The sequence below is a fragment of the Arthrobacter sp. 05N33_2 genome (assembly GCF_056397425.1).
The window spans coordinates 1-15763 of sequence record NZ_JBFTNJ010000075.1 but is presented as its reverse complement, the minus strand read 5'-3'; the positions used below and the strand labels follow the sequence as shown (position 1 = coordinate 15763).

Annotated in this window: 22 protein-coding genes; 17 read left to right on the top strand and 5 right to left on the bottom strand. The window is 61.2% G+C overall.

Going from position 1 to position 15763, the window contains the following annotated elements:
- Nucleotides 1-489: 489 nt before the first annotated feature.
- The 3 genes from AC1DHX_RS18380 to AC1DHX_RS18370 all read left to right on the top strand — a co-directional run bounded on the left by AC1DHX_RS18380 (nt 490) and on the right by AC1DHX_RS18370 (nt 2638).
- On the top strand, nt 490-879 hold the full coding sequence (locus AC1DHX_RS18380; RefSeq protein WP_476849169.1) for a hypothetical protein: 390 nt from the start codon (nt 490-492) through the stop codon (nt 877-879).
- A 232-nt stretch (nt 880-1111) separates the two neighbouring features.
- Complete coding sequence (locus AC1DHX_RS18375) at nt 1112-1609, top strand: VOC family protein (protein ID WP_476900326.1); 498 nt, start codon at nt 1112-1114, stop codon at nt 1607-1609.
- 720 nt (nt 1610-2329) lie between these two features.
- The gene (locus tag AC1DHX_RS18370) at nt 2330-2638 is read left to right on the top strand and encodes a hypothetical protein (protein WP_476849167.1); all 309 of its coding nucleotides are present in this window, start codon (nt 2330-2332) and stop codon (nt 2636-2638) included.
- A 483-nt stretch (nt 2639-3121) separates the two neighbouring features.
- Here the strand turns inward: AC1DHX_RS18370 and AC1DHX_RS18365 are convergent, their stop codons facing one another.
- Both AC1DHX_RS18365 and AC1DHX_RS18360 read right to left on the bottom strand, forming a co-directional pair.
- On the bottom strand, nt 3122-3349 hold the full coding sequence (locus AC1DHX_RS18365; protein WP_476849166.1) for a helix-turn-helix domain-containing protein: 228 nt from the start codon (nt 3347-3349) through the stop codon (nt 3122-3124).
- Nucleotides 3349-3960, bottom strand: coding sequence for a hypothetical protein (locus AC1DHX_RS18360; RefSeq protein WP_476849165.1), 612 nt, complete (start codon nt 3958-3960; stop codon nt 3349-3351). The genes AC1DHX_RS18365 and AC1DHX_RS18360 overlap by 1 nt, the downstream gene beginning before the upstream one ends.
- Before the next feature lie 1163 nt (nt 3961-5123).
- Here AC1DHX_RS18360 and AC1DHX_RS18355 point away from each other — a divergent pair.
- The 10 genes from AC1DHX_RS18355 to AC1DHX_RS18310 all read left to right on the top strand — a co-directional run bounded on the left by AC1DHX_RS18355 (nt 5124) and on the right by AC1DHX_RS18310 (nt 10713).
- Nucleotides 5124-5684, top strand: a complete 561-nt coding sequence (locus AC1DHX_RS18355) for a P-loop NTPase family protein (RefSeq protein ID WP_476863671.1) — start codon at nt 5124-5126, stop codon at nt 5682-5684.
- A gap of 53 nt (nt 5685-5737) precedes the next feature.
- Nucleotides 5738-5887, top strand: coding sequence for a ribbon-helix-helix protein, CopG family (locus AC1DHX_RS18350; protein ID WP_476850865.1), 150 nt, complete (start codon nt 5738-5740; stop codon nt 5885-5887).
- Nucleotides 5884-6279, top strand: coding sequence for a VOC family protein (locus AC1DHX_RS18345; RefSeq protein WP_476858517.1), 396 nt, complete (start codon nt 5884-5886; stop codon nt 6277-6279). The genes AC1DHX_RS18350 and AC1DHX_RS18345 overlap by 4 nt, the downstream gene beginning before the upstream one ends.
- Before the next feature lie 186 nt (nt 6280-6465).
- A complete protein-coding gene (locus AC1DHX_RS18340) occupies nt 6466-6888 on the top strand; it encodes a hypothetical protein (RefSeq protein WP_476858518.1) in 423 nt (140 codons plus the stop codon).
- Between the two features lie 101 nt (nt 6889-6989).
- Entirely contained in the window at nt 6990-7739 is a 750-nt protein-coding gene (locus AC1DHX_RS18335; RefSeq protein WP_476858519.1) for a phosphotransferase, read from the top strand.
- 251 nt (nt 7740-7990) lie between these two features.
- Entirely contained in the window at nt 7991-8221 is a 231-nt protein-coding gene (locus AC1DHX_RS18330; protein WP_476858520.1) for a GNAT family N-acetyltransferase, read from the top strand.
- A gap of 275 nt (nt 8222-8496) precedes the next feature.
- A complete protein-coding gene (locus AC1DHX_RS18325; RefSeq protein ID WP_476858521.1) occupies nt 8497-8946 on the top strand; it encodes a bleomycin resistance protein in 450 nt (149 codons plus the stop codon).
- A 210-nt stretch (nt 8947-9156) separates the two neighbouring features.
- Nucleotides 9157-9654, top strand: coding sequence for a hypothetical protein (locus AC1DHX_RS18320; RefSeq protein ID WP_476858522.1), 498 nt, complete (start codon nt 9157-9159; stop codon nt 9652-9654).
- Nucleotides 9655-9719: 65 nt separating this feature from the next.
- A complete protein-coding gene (locus AC1DHX_RS18315; protein WP_476858523.1) occupies nt 9720-10019 on the top strand; it encodes an ankyrin repeat domain-containing protein in 300 nt (99 codons plus the stop codon).
- Nucleotides 9991-10713, top strand: coding sequence for a class I SAM-dependent methyltransferase (locus AC1DHX_RS18310; RefSeq protein WP_476858524.1), 723 nt, complete (start codon nt 9991-9993; stop codon nt 10711-10713). Before AC1DHX_RS18315 ends, AC1DHX_RS18310 begins: the two co-directional genes overlap by 29 nt.
- A gap of 570 nt (nt 10714-11283) precedes the next feature.
- Here AC1DHX_RS18310 and AC1DHX_RS18305 read toward each other — a convergent pair.
- Nucleotides 11284-11919 (bottom strand): nucleotidyltransferase family protein, encoded by a 636-nt coding sequence (locus AC1DHX_RS18305; RefSeq protein WP_476858525.1) that lies wholly within the window; start codon nt 11917-11919, stop codon nt 11284-11286.
- Nucleotides 11920-12207: 288 nt separating this feature from the next.
- On the opposite strand from AC1DHX_RS18305, the gene AC1DHX_RS18300 reads away from it, so the two are divergent.
- From AC1DHX_RS18300 to AC1DHX_RS18290, 3 genes are all read left to right on the top strand, one after another.
- Nucleotides 12208-12804, top strand: a complete 597-nt coding sequence (locus tag AC1DHX_RS18300) for an SGNH/GDSL hydrolase family protein (RefSeq protein WP_476850872.1) — start codon at nt 12208-12210, stop codon at nt 12802-12804.
- Nucleotides 12805-12886: 82 nt separating this feature from the next.
- The gene (locus AC1DHX_RS18295) at nt 12887-13069 is read left to right on the top strand and encodes a hypothetical protein (protein WP_476858526.1); all 183 of its coding nucleotides are present in this window, start codon (nt 12887-12889) and stop codon (nt 13067-13069) included.
- Between the two features lie 36 nt (nt 13070-13105).
- Nucleotides 13106-13261: a hypothetical protein gene (locus AC1DHX_RS18290; RefSeq protein ID WP_476858527.1), complete on the top strand. Its 156-nt coding sequence runs from the start codon at nt 13106-13108 to the stop codon at nt 13259-13261.
- A gap of 25 nt (nt 13262-13286) precedes the next feature.
- On the opposite strand, the gene AC1DHX_RS18285 is transcribed toward AC1DHX_RS18290, so the two are convergent.
- Both AC1DHX_RS18285 and AC1DHX_RS18280 read right to left on the bottom strand, forming a co-directional pair.
- Entirely contained in the window at nt 13287-13877 is a 591-nt protein-coding gene (locus AC1DHX_RS18285; protein WP_476900325.1) for a dihydrofolate reductase family protein, read from the bottom strand.
- Nucleotides 13878-13954: 77 nt separating this feature from the next.
- Nucleotides 13955-14398 (bottom strand): VOC family protein, encoded by a 444-nt coding sequence (locus tag AC1DHX_RS18280; protein WP_476858528.1) that lies wholly within the window; start codon nt 14396-14398, stop codon nt 13955-13957.
- Between the two features lie 321 nt (nt 14399-14719).
- On the opposite strand from AC1DHX_RS18280, the gene AC1DHX_RS18275 reads away from it, so the two are divergent.
- Nucleotides 14720-15763: glycoside hydrolase family 15 protein (locus AC1DHX_RS18275; RefSeq protein WP_476900324.1), on the top strand; the 1044-nt coding region annotated here is incomplete at its 3' end.

Sequence of the window (15763 nt, the reverse complement as noted above, 5' to 3'; positions counted from 1 at the left end):
CTCTTGCAGGATTGATCATGACAAACGCTTCCTCACGCACAGCGCTGCTGTATATCGCGCTAACTGTCGCGATCTCCGCCTTCGTCCTACCAACGAAGACGCTCAACCAGGCCCCTTAGGGGACGTCCACATCCTTGCCGGACGAGGCTGCCAAATGCTCTCAGCCACACCCCTTCTCCGGGCTGCACCATGCGCCACGTAGCGCTGTGAAAACCCCGCCATTTACCGCCGAAAGTCACAGATTCCAGCATCTGTATGGGATTTTTCGCGGCGGGGGAGAGGGTTGATGGTGTCGCGGCGGGGGACCGCCTTACGGGACGGGCCGGAAGAGGCGCCCGTAGTGCGTCGATGGTTCCGCGCCCCTCTTGTTCTTGGGATTGCATGGTCCACCCGACGTAAGAATGTATTCGACCGCCGGTGATCATCAACTGCCGAAAAATTAGCCCACGTAGGCTATGCATTAGGAAAACAAAAAATGGGGGGAACAGCATGAATCAGCCGATAGACGCGGACAAGAAAGAACGGATTGCTTCTTGGAACAAACGGTGYGCGAAAGTCTGGTTCAAGTACCTTGCTTTCGTCGTTCTAACCTTTGCTCTTCTGCTAGCGCCCTTCATCCAGGTTTTCCACTACTTCCTGGACGTGACCGTCCCCTTGGTTTCAGGTGAACTGATTTATGGGCAGCCCGGCTACCAGGAATACCAGGCCGCGAAGGACTGGTATCTAATCATCCTGGCCGTCCTGCTTGTCCTCTTCAGCGTCGTCTACTACCTCGGCCATCGTTGGTACAAGAGGGCAATTCGCGCTCTTGGCACACCACCGAGCGGAATGTTCAACCGATGGAACCGCTGGGTAGTGGGCTCAGCGCAAAAATCCTAAAAAGCGCAAAGCCGGCGGTACGGAAGTCTGTTCAGGGAATCCTTCGTCAGACGCCAGAGCGTCCTATGGGCCACCGGCTTGTGGGACGGAAAATTTGCGTTGCGTGCTCGCCCGCGGAAGCTCTCGCTGACAGCGCTGGACCAAACTACTACGAGGGGCGCCACGATTGCGGCTTCCCGCAGCTGATTCGGACCTATCGTTGGAACACGACCCTGCGATCAAAGGATTTGCCGTGGACACTCAGGTTCCCCAGTTCGATGGCGTGCATCACCTCAAACTCCCGGTCAGTGATCTCGACCGCAGCCGCGAGTGGTACCAGAGCCGGCTGGGTTATGCCGTTGCGATGGAGTTCCGCGAAGATGGCAAAGTCATGGTCCTTGCTCTTAATCACCCGGATGGCGGACCGAGACTGGCCCTGCGGCTGGACCCCGGCAAAGCGGCGGCCTCGTCCGGATTCGATTACTTTTCCATAGGCGTTCCGACCAAGGCGGCAATTGACCAGCTCTCCGCGCGGCTGACGCAGTTGGGGACGCCCATGCTGGCGTCCAGGTCGCCTCTCTCGGGTGGATTCTGCCCGGTCTCTCGGACCCGGACGGACACGAGATCCGCTTCTACACCACGGAGTCCCACAAAAAAGCGCCCGACGGGGAGGTCTATGTTGTGGAGAATGCCCGGCAGACGACCACGCACCAAAACCAGGAACCGTTGTCTCAGTGACCACTCARGGTAGAACCCACCGACGACCTGTCGGCAACATTCGGTTACAGGATGGCACGGACCAATGCCCACGGGATCACGTTCCGGATCCCCCACGGCTTCGAATCCATCACGTTGTTCGGACTAGGTACTCTGGGTGCGGCGCCGTAACCACACTCTGATTCCCGTCCGCATCGAATGAAGGTACCCGCCCGCAGGCAGTGCCGACTGGCGCTGCCAGCTTCACCACTCTCCCCGGGGCGGGAGCAGCTGTCATCTGCATGCTCGGTTGCGTCTTTTAACGCATCGAAGAATGCCCGCTGGGGGATCCCCTTTCGAACGCAGCAGCGCCCGTTAGGCCGCCGGCTTGCGGGCAATTCGTGGCCGTCGTACTTCGTCGGGCACGATAGGAGCCATGACCGTCGAACTTCGCCCCTGGACGCTCGAGGACGCGCGTGCGCTGTGGGATGCAAACCGGCAGAGCCCGGACCTAAAGACGCAATTTGGCAGTGCGGACCTAGCYACAGTCGACCAGGCGCGTGACTAAGGGAGCCGCTTACGGGTGTATTTGGGGACACYGTGGAACGGATAGCGACCGGCTTGCGGGCGGGCAGGGTTTGCGATGTCGTGGCCCGGGCAGACGGTGCGCCCCGTAAGCCGATTCATTGCCAGGCCCGGTTTAGCAGCGCATTCAGCGACGGAGTTAATATGACCGCGGTCATTCCCTTCTGTCGCTGAGAGTTAGTATGCGGTCATGCCAAAGAAACTCGCCCGTCGCGTCATCCGCCTGTTTCCTGATTACGGCCATCGGTGGCCACTTTGGGAGAACAGCACTGCTGAGCGTCCCAGCCAATACACGATGGAACCGGCATTCTTTGGACTGTCAGAGAACCTCACTCACCGGCTTCGCGCTTGGTACGACGTGTGGGATGCCGAAAACTTGTATGAGAGCGGTTGGAGTTCGGCTGAAAACTACATGACTTGGAAAACAGAGGGTGCCAGGATCGCCGAGCAACTGCGTGAAGAGGTCAAAGCCTTTGCTGACGTGGACTACGACGAGTAGAACCCGGGTCGCTAGACGACGCCATAAGCGCCGGGCAAGGGATCCCCTTACGCGGCTAGGAACTTCACCAATCAATGCAGCCCTTAGGCCGATGTCATAAATAACACCATGAGAGCAACGCTCATTTGGTCGCTGGGGGCAGTTGTTTTCTCTCTCTCGTCGGCGTATACATCGCATTGAACTCCAACGGGGTTTGGTACAGCATCGTCTCGGCGGTCATACTTTTGCTCGCCGGCGTTACCTTCGCCGCCAGGGCCACTCTCTCGCTTCGTGCCTCAGATCCCAACATCTAGATTTGCAGCCAGGGCGCCCGAGTAGTCACGTTCTCGGTCCTACTGAACGCGGACTTTTCGGCGGGCGCGTCAACCGCCGGCTCCCGCACGCGTGGTCCACCGTTTCCACAAACTTTCTCCAGAATGTGGTGGGCTTAGCCGGGCAGCTGAATCAGGTCCGGGCCGTCGCGCGCGACTGTGCTAGCCGTCGCTAGGGGCTCACGACCAGCAGGTCACCGACCGCACAGTCGAGAACATCGCAGATCGCGGACAGCGTGGAAAAGCGGATCGCACGCGCCCGGTCATTTTTCAGCACAGACAGGTTGACGATGCTGATTCCTACCCGCTGGCTGAGCTCGGTCAGGGTCATGCCCCGGGCCGCGAGGAGCTCGTCGAGTCTGCAATGTATCTGTTGCTCTTCATCCGACGTGGGAGCCATCAGATCAGCCCGTCCAGTTCCAGCTGCTGACGCCGGCCCGTCTCGAACATGGCCGCGAGAGCGGCAGCACCGAGTCCGACCGCGACCGGCCACAGATCCAGTTCCATGACGAAGAAATCACTTGTTTCCTGTTCCGGAAGCAATGTGATCCGACTGAGGATCGAGTGGTGGGCGATTGCGTTCATGAAGGGGCCCAGAAGTCCCCAGGTCATCACGGCGATACCCGAGATGCCGACGGCGCGGGCCAGCTGCTTACCGAAGCCTGTGCCTCGGTACACAGACCAACTGATCAGGCCCAGTGTCGCCGCAGACAGCAGACCCGCAAGACCGCCCAGGAGTCCTGATCCGAGCAGCAAAGAGCGTTCGGTCGAGGTGAGTCTGGCCGGCTGCATGTCGGCTGCGGCGTACGCGGCCCGGAGGACTTCGCTGTTGCCCTCACCGAGCGCCGGCGTCGCCAGGTTCGTGAGGGGCACATTCAGAAGCGGCGTGCTCGCCAGTCCTGCGAACACGGCCACGATTGCCGCGACAGCGATGCCGAGCGCAGCCAGTCCAAAGACGATCGCAAACAGCAACGCACCCTTGCGGTCCAAATAGGCCAATGTAGTTGCCACAGTCCATCCCCAATCCGAGACAAGGATTATCGCTTGTCGTTAACATAACGATAAACGATAACTTATGCAAGGCAGCCGCCTGGGAGTGCCTGTCTTAGCGGTTATCGGCTGAGACCATGGAGTGCGCGCGTCATCTGCGATCGGCACGTATGCGTCTGAGGCGCCGATACGCGCGGGCACGTGTCGAAACTCGTCGAACTTGACCGCGGAAATACCAAGTCAGTGCGAGCCCGAGGATTACGACCGGGAGCAGCTCGGGGGCCAGGGCGAACGTGCCGAAGATGATGTCGAACGCTTCGAATCCAATCAGCGAGCCGGCCGCGAACCAGACCCACCCACCGAACAGAGTGGCTCGCATAGCCACACGGCGGGAGAGCCGACGGGCGAGCCGCCACAGCAGTCCAAGGCGACGGGGAGTCGGTGAGCGGTATCGCGGGGGCTTGTTGCGGAGTGAGGAGAGGAGGGTAGTGCGGGACATGGCGATGAGCTCCTTGTGGCGGCAGTCAGAGAGGTGTTCTGAGGTCGCCCGGGAGGAGTAGCGCGCGAGCGTGTAGGCACGTTCCAGCCGTGTGCGGCTAGGTTGCCGGCAATGGTCGGATTCTAGAGGGCTGCGTGGAGGCTCCCGGGCGACGGCGACGTCGGCCCGGCGCGCGAGGACCTGTCCCACCGACGGGTGCGGACCAGACCAAGGACAGGGAGCCTCGACCGGGCTGGTCATCCGGACCCGGGGCGTCGGAGTGGACCCCAAGCGCCAAAAGGGTGCAGAGCAGCGCTTGGAAGGTGTAGGCCATGAGGATCGCCAGGGCAATGACCAGAGCAACGAGAACGAGAGCCGTTACCGGGGGCGCACCCGCACTGACCGTCATGCGGATCGCAACGTCGGCGTGGACAAAGCGCTCTAACAAGACCCACCAAAGCAATGACACTGTGCCTCCCGCAATCGCCCTCACGGTAACACCGACCAACCGCCCGATCAACGATCGGCTTACGGGCACCAGGGGTGTCATTTAGCGCTGCGATTCACAATGTATGGGATTTTTCGCGGTGGGGGAGCGGGTCGAGAGTGTCGCGGTGGGGGACCGGCTTACGGGACAGCATCCCCGCGCATGGGAAGCCCGCGCCGCATGCATTCTTTGCCCCTGGTCACACCCGATAATTAAGTCATGCAGCGTGGGAGGGTTCATGTGATGGGGGCGAGTGGTAGTGGTACGACGTCGCTCGGTCGGGCGTTGGCTGACCATTGGTCGGTTCCTCATGCGGACGCCGACGACTATTTCTGGGTGCCCACCGTCCCGCCGTACGTCGAGAAGCGTCCTGAGAACGCTCGGCGGGCTCTGATGCGCGACGTTTTCGTTCCGCGGGAGGGCTGGGTCTTGTCCGGGTCAATGATGGGCTGGGGTGAGAGCATCGTTGCAGAGTGCGACGCCGTGGTCTTTTTGACGCTTGACCCTCGTGAGCGATTGCGACGCCTCGAGGCCCGCGAGGTCCATCGACGGGCCGGCCAGGACTTCGATGAGGCGGCGTGGTCCGGCTTCCTGGACTGGGCAAAACGTTACGACGATCCGGCGTTCGACGGTAGAAGCCGCGCAGCTCATGAGGCATGGCTTGACCAACTTGACCTGCCGGTGCTGCGCCTGGGCAGCGAGCGACCGTTAGACGAACTCTGCGATGCCGTGTTGAGTTGGGACCCTTGTAAGTCGCCGGGAAGCCCAACCGTCCGTTGACGGATCGTCGAAACCCCTTGTCTCTACATTGCTAGATTGCTAGCATCCTAGCTATGGCCGATAAGACTCAGTTCAACATCTACTTGCCGCCACAGCTGGTCAGGCAGGTGAAGCACGCCGCTATCGAGCGTGGGTTGTCATTGTCATCGTTTGTAGAAGAGGCGCTAACTGAGGCTCTAAACAAGGAAGGGTCGAGCAAATGAAAGTCACTCCAATTCGTTTTGTGCGGAACATCGAGCTCGCAAATAGGTTCTATTCCGCGCTAGGACTGCACGAAAATGCTGCAGCCACAAGCGGAACCTGGGCGGACTTGCGCGGCGGCGGTGGTCAGCTGGGACTACACATCGCTGAAACGGAAACCACCCATGCAGATGCCAGAGCCGTGGCACTGCAATTCACAAGCGACGAAAAGCTGGAGCTCTCCGCAAAGCGGCTCACGGACGCGGGCTACATGCCATCAGACATCATGGACGAAACCTTCGGCCGATATTTCACAGTCAAGGACCCTGATGGATACCTCATCCAGGTGAACGAGTTGGACGAAGAGTTCAGCAGCCTCAGCTATGAGACACGAGAGTCTTCGGCCCTGAAGTAGAAACCGGCTCGCTAATCTGACAGCGCCAACCCAAGTGAACGGATGACCCCGTGCTTTTGAATCCTGCAACTACGGCGCTGAATGACCGAGCGTCCGGTAGAGGATGCCTTTAGGAGGGGTACGTGACGCCCCGGGGCCGGCTCATTAAGGAACAATGGTCGCAGTTCCAATCAGGAGGCAGAAGCTTTGAAAAGGTTCTATATTGCGTCGAGCTTCAGGAATATCGTCAACGTCCGGTACGTCGCGCAAACCTTGGAAAGCAAGGGCTACGTCAACACGTACGACTGGACCCAGAACGCGTCGGCGCGCGATGCGGGTACAGTCACTCTCGGTGATCTGCGCTCCATCGGGCAGCATGAGAGAGATGCAGTGACAGGTGCCGACGTCGTCGTAATCCTGCTTCCAGGCGGGAAGGGCACGCATGTTGAGCTTGGCATCGCGATCGCTCAAGGCAGAAGGACAATCCTGCATTCGCCGGACGAAGTCATCAACAACCTTGCGACCACCAGCACGTTCTACCACCTACCTGAGTTGGAGAAGTGCCACGGAACTCTAGACGACCTCTTAGCTATCATCGTCGGCCGAGAACTGACCGTTGCCGCTGTCTGACTCGATTCGTGTCGCAGTGAGGGATCCCTTAGCGGGGCGCGTATTGGCTCCGCCCGGGAGATGGCTTGGCCAGTTTGTTTGCACGCAGTAGCGTTCTTCGGGTGAATGAGGAAGCTGAAGAACTTGTAGGCGGAAACGCCTCAGAGAGTGTCGTTCGTATTGGCGATACGGTCCGCAAACCGTGGCTGGAAAACTCTGCCATCGTCCAGAAGTACCTGAAAGCTCTACAGGTAGCTGGCGTTGACGTCCCCAAACCCCTGGGCAAGGATCACGCTGAGCGACATGTCATCGAGTACGTCGAGGGTGTATCTGCGATGGACCAGTTGCCTCTACGGCAGGATGACCTCTTGCGGGTCGGCCGTTTGATTCGCCAGATGCACGATGCGAGCGAAGGATTTGGTCTCCCGGATACGACCGAATGGAACCTTCTGCTTCCTGCCGAGAATCCGAACCTGATGTGCCACAACGACCTGGCGCCGTGGAACCTCATTATGGGCGAACGGTGGGTGTTCATCGATTGGGACGCAGCGGGGCCGAGTACGCGCCTCTGGGACCTTGCATATGCAGCTCAGTCCTTTGGAATGCTCTTTGAAGGCCAACCGGTTCCAGAGGCAGCCGCGAGGCTGCGCGCTGTTATCGACGGTTATGAGGCTAACGAGGTCCTACGAGAAGCGTTGCCCGAGGCCCTAGGAAGGAGGACGGCGGCCATGCACGAGCTGTTGAAGTCCTCATATGAATCCGGATTCCAGCCTTGGGCAGAAATGTACGTCAGTGGACACGGCGAGCACTGGCACGCCGCGGCTGACTATGTCTTACGCAATCAAGACGCCTGGAAACAAGCCCTGACCTAGATTGCTGCTGGCCTGCAGAGATCCGATGAAGGATCGGCTAGCGGTCACCAAGGGTGACATTTGAGCGGTGCGAAAAGTCCGCCATTTCAGACAGAGATCTACGTCGAGCGGACGGCAGGCGTTGGAACAGTGACGGTCTCAGCTACTGGATCGCGTTCCTTGCCGAGGATCCTTCCGTTGTCGTCGGAAGCGGGGGCGTCCAGCGGCATCGAAGCGGTAGCTGGAATCTCAACTAACGCATCGACCCTTCGTTGCAGCGCCAGGGTTACGCGACCGAACTCGCTATGGCCGGTATTGCGGCAGCTCAGTCCGTCGATCCGGCGTCGTCGGTCATCGCGTGGATCGACCCACTCAATGCCCGTTCCCGAGCGACTGCCCTCAAGGTGGGCCTGATTTTCGCCGGCACGGGGATCGACAGCAGCGATGGGCGTGAACGTGCGGCATATGCCGACCGACAGCTACCGGATGGGCCGGCGTCCTAACTGATTCATTTCAGACGCTTCCATATTTCGGCACGGAACAGTTGATGGGCCCAACGTTGACGCAGCCCAGTATCCCGCTAGAGGATCGTTATTGAGAAGGACACCCGCCCGCATCGCTGCAGGTCAGATTTCAGCGCAGCTCGGCCCGATCGGGCACAATATCGCGAGGGCTGCTTGCTGATGACGATCTTTCCAAAGGCACCCTCGACTAGCTTCTGGTAGGTGCGGGAGTCTGGCGCGAGAACTGTTTCGCGAACAACTGGGAAGATCTTGGTATGACTACAGCAACTGTTGCACCGGATCCGGGCTTGGTGCCGGAGCTTCTGATCACGGATCTCGACAAGAGCCTGGATTTCTGGTGCCGGCTGTGCGGGTTTGCGGTGCTCTATCACCGGATCAATGAGGGATTCGCCTATATCGCCAGGGGCTCGGCGCACGTCATGCTGGAGCAGGCTGGAATGGGTCGTAACTGGATCACTGGGACTCTTGAACGTCCGCTCGGGCGCGGCATTAACTTTCAGGTTTCAGTTCCGTCGATCGAGCCGCTCGTGAATGCACTGGATGCCGGAGGCTGGCCGCTCTTCATGGCGCCAGAGACCAAGTGGTACAGAACCGGCGAGTACGAAGCCGGCGTCGCACAGTTTCTGGTGGCAGATCCTGACGGCTATTTGATTCGGTTCCAGGCGTCTCTGGGACGAAGACTTGTCTCCAGCGAGACGGCATGAGTATCCAATGAGGACCGGCTTACGGGACACCTCAACCGGCGTTTCAGCGGAATGCGGCGAGGGCAGCTTGCAATACTGTTCCGCATGGAAAAGCCGAGGGCCCAATGGAGGATCACCACACACGACTGGTCCAAACTGGTAGATCTCGATCATCTTGCGCAAATCCGGAGTCAAGCAGACGTATACGCGCCGCACGGTACCCTTCACCTCGTGCTTGAAGTGCTTGCATATGCAGTAGACGAAGCCGAGCACCACGGCCGGCCAGCTCATATCACGATCGCAGTTCACGCCGATGGATCGGTGTCCGTCGCCGACAACGGGCGCGGAACGGATACACGCATCGACGACCAAGGCCAGACGATCCGAAAGCCAGTGATGGCCACCAAGGATCTTCGGTTCTTCGATTCGCCAGAGGCTGTCGAGCTAGCCGACGCGCTGCCGCGTCGCGGGATGTCGGTCGTCGCCGCCCTCAGCACTTGGCTCACACACACGAACCGCCGGCATAATGGCTCCTGGACTCAGCGATATGAGCATGGCGTTCCAGTGACGGACTTCACCGGCATCCCCGACGACGGAACGACAGGAACGACCGTGCGTTTCCTGCCGGACGCGGTGCTCGTCACGCCCAACTACGTCACAATACGCGAGCTCCGCGAATTGGCTAAGCCTTCAGTCTCCACGCTCACAATTGGAATCCGCCAAGAGTAGGGACCAACCCTGTGCTGCAGAGGGATCGGTTATGGTGCCCCCTAGTACCAAGAATCGAGGTATCCATGGATCCCGCCGGTCGGTCCCTGCTCTATTACGCAGCACTCAGGAATGATGCCACGGAGGTGACCCGACTAATCGCCGAAGGCGAGTCGCCCGATTCGTCCGACAGCCAGGGATTCACCCCGCTTCATCTTGCGTCCCAGGAACACGCCCTGGCCGCGGCGGCCGCGCTGCTCAACCTCGGTGCGATGGTCGACCCAATCAACTCCTTCGGCAATACACCGCTGTTCGTTGCCGTATTCAACTCGCGCGGGCGGCCCGTAGGGTCTAGTTGTGAGCGATTACGACGCCAGGCTCGTTGACCTGTACGACCACGACAATCCGGATGGGCCGGGCCATGACTTCTACGGTTCGGTAGCTGACGAGTACGAGGCGGAGTCCATACTCGACGTTGGGTGCGGGACTGGCATCCTGACAGCTACATTCGCCCGGGAGGGACGCACTGTTGTTGGCATTGACCCGTCGGAAGCGATGCTTGCTTTCGCGCGGCGTCGGCAAGGAGCGGATGCCGTGGACTGGATCCTCGGCGACAGCCGCGCCATCCCTCCCAAGAATTTCGATGTCGCCGTGCTGACGGGCAATGTCGTCCAGCACATCCTTGATCCGGAGTGGCAACGCACGTTGCTGGATCTCCGCGCTCATCTGCGAACAGGTGGAGTGTTGGCCTTTGACAGCAGAAACCCCGTAGCCCGTGAGTGGGAGAGTTGGGGCACGCAGGAGCGCTCTCGCCGCGACACCCCACATGGGCCGCTCCTCGAGTGGGCAGACGTGTCCGAGCCCGACGAGGGCGTCGTTACCGCCAGGTTCCACAACCAGTTCCTGCAAACCGGTGAAAGTGTGACAGAGACGGCGCGCTTCGCTTTCCGCCACGCTGACACCCTTGGACAGCAGCTCGCCGCAGCCGGCTTCGAGGTGGAAGCCGTTTACCAGGACTGGGCTCGCACAACATTCACCCCTGACGCACCCTTCATGGTGTTCATTGCACACGCCCGCTGACGGATCGATACCGGGCGCTGCCGGCCGTTTCGAGAGCCTAGCTTAGGGGCAGGGTCATGAGGACCTCGTCTTGGTCACCCTCCGGCAAGCGGAGGGCTCCTGGCCAACGCCCGATTTCCTGCCACCCGCATGACCTGTAGAAGTCTTCAAGGCCCATGCCTGAACGTAATTCTAGGTGCAGTTGGTCAAGGGCTAAGTCCTCGGTGGCAGCTCGGCTACCTCGGCCATGAGTGCACGCCCCGACGCCGCGCTTCCTGAAGCCAAGTGCGGTCTGGACGCGAAGTACTCGTGCCCAGTGCGCTGTGAGCTCGCTGGAATTACYGGCCAGGAACAGCCATCCAGCCAGCTCACCGTTGATAGACGCCAGCAGGAGCCGATTGGCCGATTCATCGAGCGACTGAACCATGGCATCAAGTGAAGACCGGACTTGCTCATCGGAAACCGGTGGGAATGGGAAACCCACGGCTCCGCCCGCGTTGGTGACGTCCCGCCAACACTCCAGAAGTTGTCTTCGAACAACTGGATCGACCATAGCCGGGGCTGCCATCCACCGCATTTGAAGTGGGGCGGTCATGATTGCGATCCGCCAGTTGTTGTGGTCGGCACCAGTACTTCATTGAAGGATCTGGCCGTGGGCCACGGCAGTACTGTTAGCGAGGGCCATTCAGCACTCCACCTTTTGGTTTTCGTCTCGTACACAGCCTGGGGTGCAAGCACCGGGTTTGGCACTACCTTCCGTGCGAACAGGTCATCGTAGCCGTGGGGTGCGTATGTGGTGAGGACTCCCGCCCTATCTGAGGTGACGGCGAAGCAGCAGGTCTTCGCGGCGAAATGATCGATCGCATCAGCGGTGCTGGTGAAGGGGATGGCCGGAACGCCAAAGTGATCCTCGTACCAAAGGTGAACGCGGGCTTCGTTGCGAACTTCGACGTCGACATCCAGATCTTTGAACAGCTCACGCGCCCGCAGAATCACCGCGTTTTCCGCCTCGTAGGAGGTGTCCTCGTCGAAGTAGAACAGGTCGTAGTCCCGGATGCCGGCTCGGGGATTCTTCCCTTCCAGCACGTTCCACACGGTTTGGAACAACGCCCCGGCAGTCAGCCACCAGTCAGAGACGCCAAGAACCGGCGCCAGATTAAGTATTTGCCCGTTGACCGGGTTCTTGTCGATATAGGCCAGAAAGAGCTGCTCGTCATTGGTGGTCACAGGATCATCCTGCCCCACCCTTGGTCCCACCCCGCTGAGTATCGGGCTTTCGCTTCACCCCGACCGGTCTAGATACGGACGGTACTCGGCCGCAAATTTGGCGAGGTCTTGAGTACGTGGCTGCGGCGTCCTCCTGTAGGGGGCGTCCCATATGGACGTCGGCGAAACGTTCCGCAAAAACCCAAGGATCCTTTAATGGCCAGCCCTGTTTGGTGGCTAATCGCAGGCTACGCTCCCGCTGGTGGAGTTGACGAAGGCCCGGGCGCGAGGGGGTGCTAGGGTCCTGGAATGACTTTGCGACTTGGGGTGTACGGAGACAGCATTTCGACAGGTTGGCGGGGGATTTCCCACGTCGACAAGCGGTGGACATCCATCGTGTGCCGGAACCTCGGGCTGGAGGAGCGCAATTTCGCAGTCAACGGCCTGGGATTTCTTACCAAGCGCGATACTGACCTGTTCGAAAGGCACCCGCTGGAGATGGTCATCGACGCTGAACCGCAGATCGCGCTGATTGCGCTCGGGGCCAACGACTACCCCCAACTGCCCGAGAACGACGACAAGCTCCGCCGGACCATGATCGAGGACATGTCCCGACTGCGCGATTCGCTCCCGGACTCCCAGGTGCTCGTCGTCGAACCCTACTGGCCCTTCCTGGAAGAGCCACCGCGGATTCGCCGGGTCTTCGATCTCCATGCCGAGTGTGCCGAGGAAACGGGCCTGCCGTTCCTCGTGGGCCAGTACGGTGTCTTCGCCGCCGACCCTACCCCGTTCTTCTACCCGGAACCGGATCAGATACACCCGAACGATCTCGGCCACGCCAAGCTGGCCGAGGTCATGACCGGCGTGCTCGATCCATACGTGGCCAAAGCCCGGGTCGCCGTCTAATTCCAGCCGAACTGTATTTCCCTGCGATAGTTCGAGGCGTTCCTGCGCCACTGGTCGCCCCGGCGCCGCCCGGCAAATCGGTGTGACCGGGTTGCTCGTGGGTATCGCGGCGGCCACCTTCCACAGCCGGCCCGACCTTGACCCGGCGCGCCCGCTGGCCTCGGCGCGCTGGTACCGGCAGTACATGTCACTGGGCGTCAAAGCGCTCGTCGGGCTGGTCGCGATGATCGACGTGGGGATGCTGGGCTCGTCGCCGTTGATGTGACCGGGACGGTCACGCCGTGGGCAGTGGGCGGGACTGGTGGTCACGCTCCCGATCCCGGCCGCCGTCGTGGTTGCCGTCGTGGTCCTGGCCAGGAACAACCGCGAGCGCGATGAGGGTGTCCCGCGACGGTTCGGCCTGATCGACGAAATTCGAGGCTTCGTCCATCCCGTGGTCCTCGGGCAGGCCGAGTGACCTCCGAGAACCAAGGGTCAGCCTGTCAGCGGATTACCCGATAGCGCACGTGGGTGACGAGGCGGGAACCGCTCACGTCCGTCGGCTCAAGCTTGAGGTCCGTCACGCCGTCCAGCAACCGCTCGCCCGCTCCCAAAACTATGGGCGCAATGTGGAGCCGCAGCTCGTCGATCAGCCCCGCCGAAAGGAATTGTCGGGCGGTCTGCRCTCCTCCGGCTATGGCCACGTCCTTACTGCCAGCGGCCTTCCGCGCCTGGGCCAACGCCGATTCGATCCCATCGGCCACGAAGTTGAACGTTGTGCCGCCCTCCATCTCCAAGGGCTCGCGGGGGTGATGGGTGAGAACGAACACAGGTGCGTGATAAGGCGGGTCCTCACCCCACCATCCCCGCCACTGCTCATCCCATGCCCCGGGACCGGCGTACATGTTCCGGCCCATGATGTAGGCGCCAGCGGCGAGGATGCCTTCGAGCTCCGCAGCGTTGGACTCGGCTTCTTCGAACATCCACCTGTGGAGGAGTTCTCCGCCCCGGCCCAAAGGCTCCGTCATGCTTTGGTTTGGGCCCGCAACGAATCCGTCGAGGGAAATAGTCAGATCGCATGTGACTCTGCTCATGCGCCCATCATGCCAGCACTCGGCGGGGCCCTGACATATCAAGGCGCAGGCGTGCTAGCGGGTTTGGAGTTGGCGAATCAGCCGATCCGCTCGGCCAGGGACACGATAATCCCCTCCGGGCCGCGCACATAGGCCATGCGCCAGAGGTGCTCGTACTGGCCGATGTCGCCGACCAGCCCGAAGCCGTCCGCGGCCAGACGGTCGACGACCGCCTGGAGGTCGTCGACCTCGAAGGCGACGTTGCGCAGCCCCAACTCATTTGCCATCGCCGCGGGCGATCCAGGCTGGTGGTCGGGCCGGACAAAGCTCGAAAGCTCCAGCCGGGTACCTCCGTCGGGCGGCCGGAGCATGACGATTTCCGTACGGGAGTCGGGGATGCCGATCACCGTGTCGAGGAACTCGCCCTCGACGAACATCGGCGCGCCCTCGACCTCGAGGCCCAGCCCGACGAAGAACGCCGTCACCTCTTTGAGATCGGCAACGGTGATACCAACATGATCGAAACGCCGTACCTGTGACATGAGATCAATCCTCCGTTGTTCATCTTGTCGATCCATCGGAATTGCTGAGCCGACGGGGATTCTCAGCACAATCATCGGCGAAATCCTTCAGAGCCCCGATTGAACAATCCCAAGGGTTGGCAGAGCGGGTCAACGTTGTCCCGGGTCGAGGAGGCCATCGACCATGTAGGGAATTCAGGTCCAGCGCCTCTTTGGCCGGCGGCCGTACGATATTTTCGCCGCCGCATCGCCGTCGTCCTCTGCGATGAAGCACTGACCGTTGGGGAGGAAGCCGTCCAGGTAGCCGGGGTCCCGTTTCCACCCTGAGGGGAACATACTGGGGTGGTGAGCATCGACGCCCGGTCAGGGGCGGAGGGGAGGCGGCGGCCCGGGGCCGGCACGAGCCCGTATCCGCCGATCGCCGACTATGGGTTTTTGTCTGACTGTGAGGCCAACTGCTTGATTGCATCGAGCGGGCAGGTCGAGTGGATGTGCGTGCCGCGTCACGACTCACCGAGTGTGTTCTCCACTATCCTCGACCGCGCCGCGGGTGGCTTCAAGGTGGCACCCTACGGCGTCCGGGAGCCCACTGCGCGCCGCTATCTCCCCGGCAGCTTGATCTTGGAGACCACCTGGCAGACCAGGACGGGCTGGCTGATCGTGAGGGATGCCCTGGTGATGGGTCCGTGGCACCACACCGACGAGAGGGCCGGCCGGTACCGCCGCCCGCCGACGAACTACGAGGCCGAGCATTGCCTGCTGCGCACCGTACGGTGCGTCAACGGTGCGGTTGAGCTGTCCGTGCTGTGCGAGCCGGTCTTCGGCTACGGCCAGCGCCGGGCACGGTGGGAGTTCTCCAGCCCCGCATACGGAGAGGCCGTGACCGTCAGCGGCGATGAGGGGGATCCGGTGCTGCATCTGACTACCGACCGCCGGCTGGGCATCGAGGACTCCATCGCGGTCATTCGCAGCCGGATGACCGAGGGCGAGCAGGCCTTTATCGCGCTCTCCTGGGGGTCGCTGCCCCCGCCGCGGACGTGGGAAGAAGCCACACGCAAGCAGTGGCAGACCACTGAATTCTGGAGGCAATGGATCACCGGGGGCGAGTTCCCGGACCACCCGTGGCGGGAGCAGCTGCAGCGCAGCGCGCTGACGTTGAAGGGCCTCACCTACGCGCCGACTGGAGCTCTGGTCGCGGCGCCCACCACCTCGCTGCCCGAGACGCCCGGGGGAGAGCGGAACTGGGACTACCGGTACACATGGGTGCGCGATTCCACGTTCGCGCTCTGGGCCCTCTACACCCTCGGCCTGGACCGGGAAGCCGACGACTTCTTCGCTTTCATCCGCGACGTCGCCGCCGAGGACGACCTGCAGATCATGTACGGC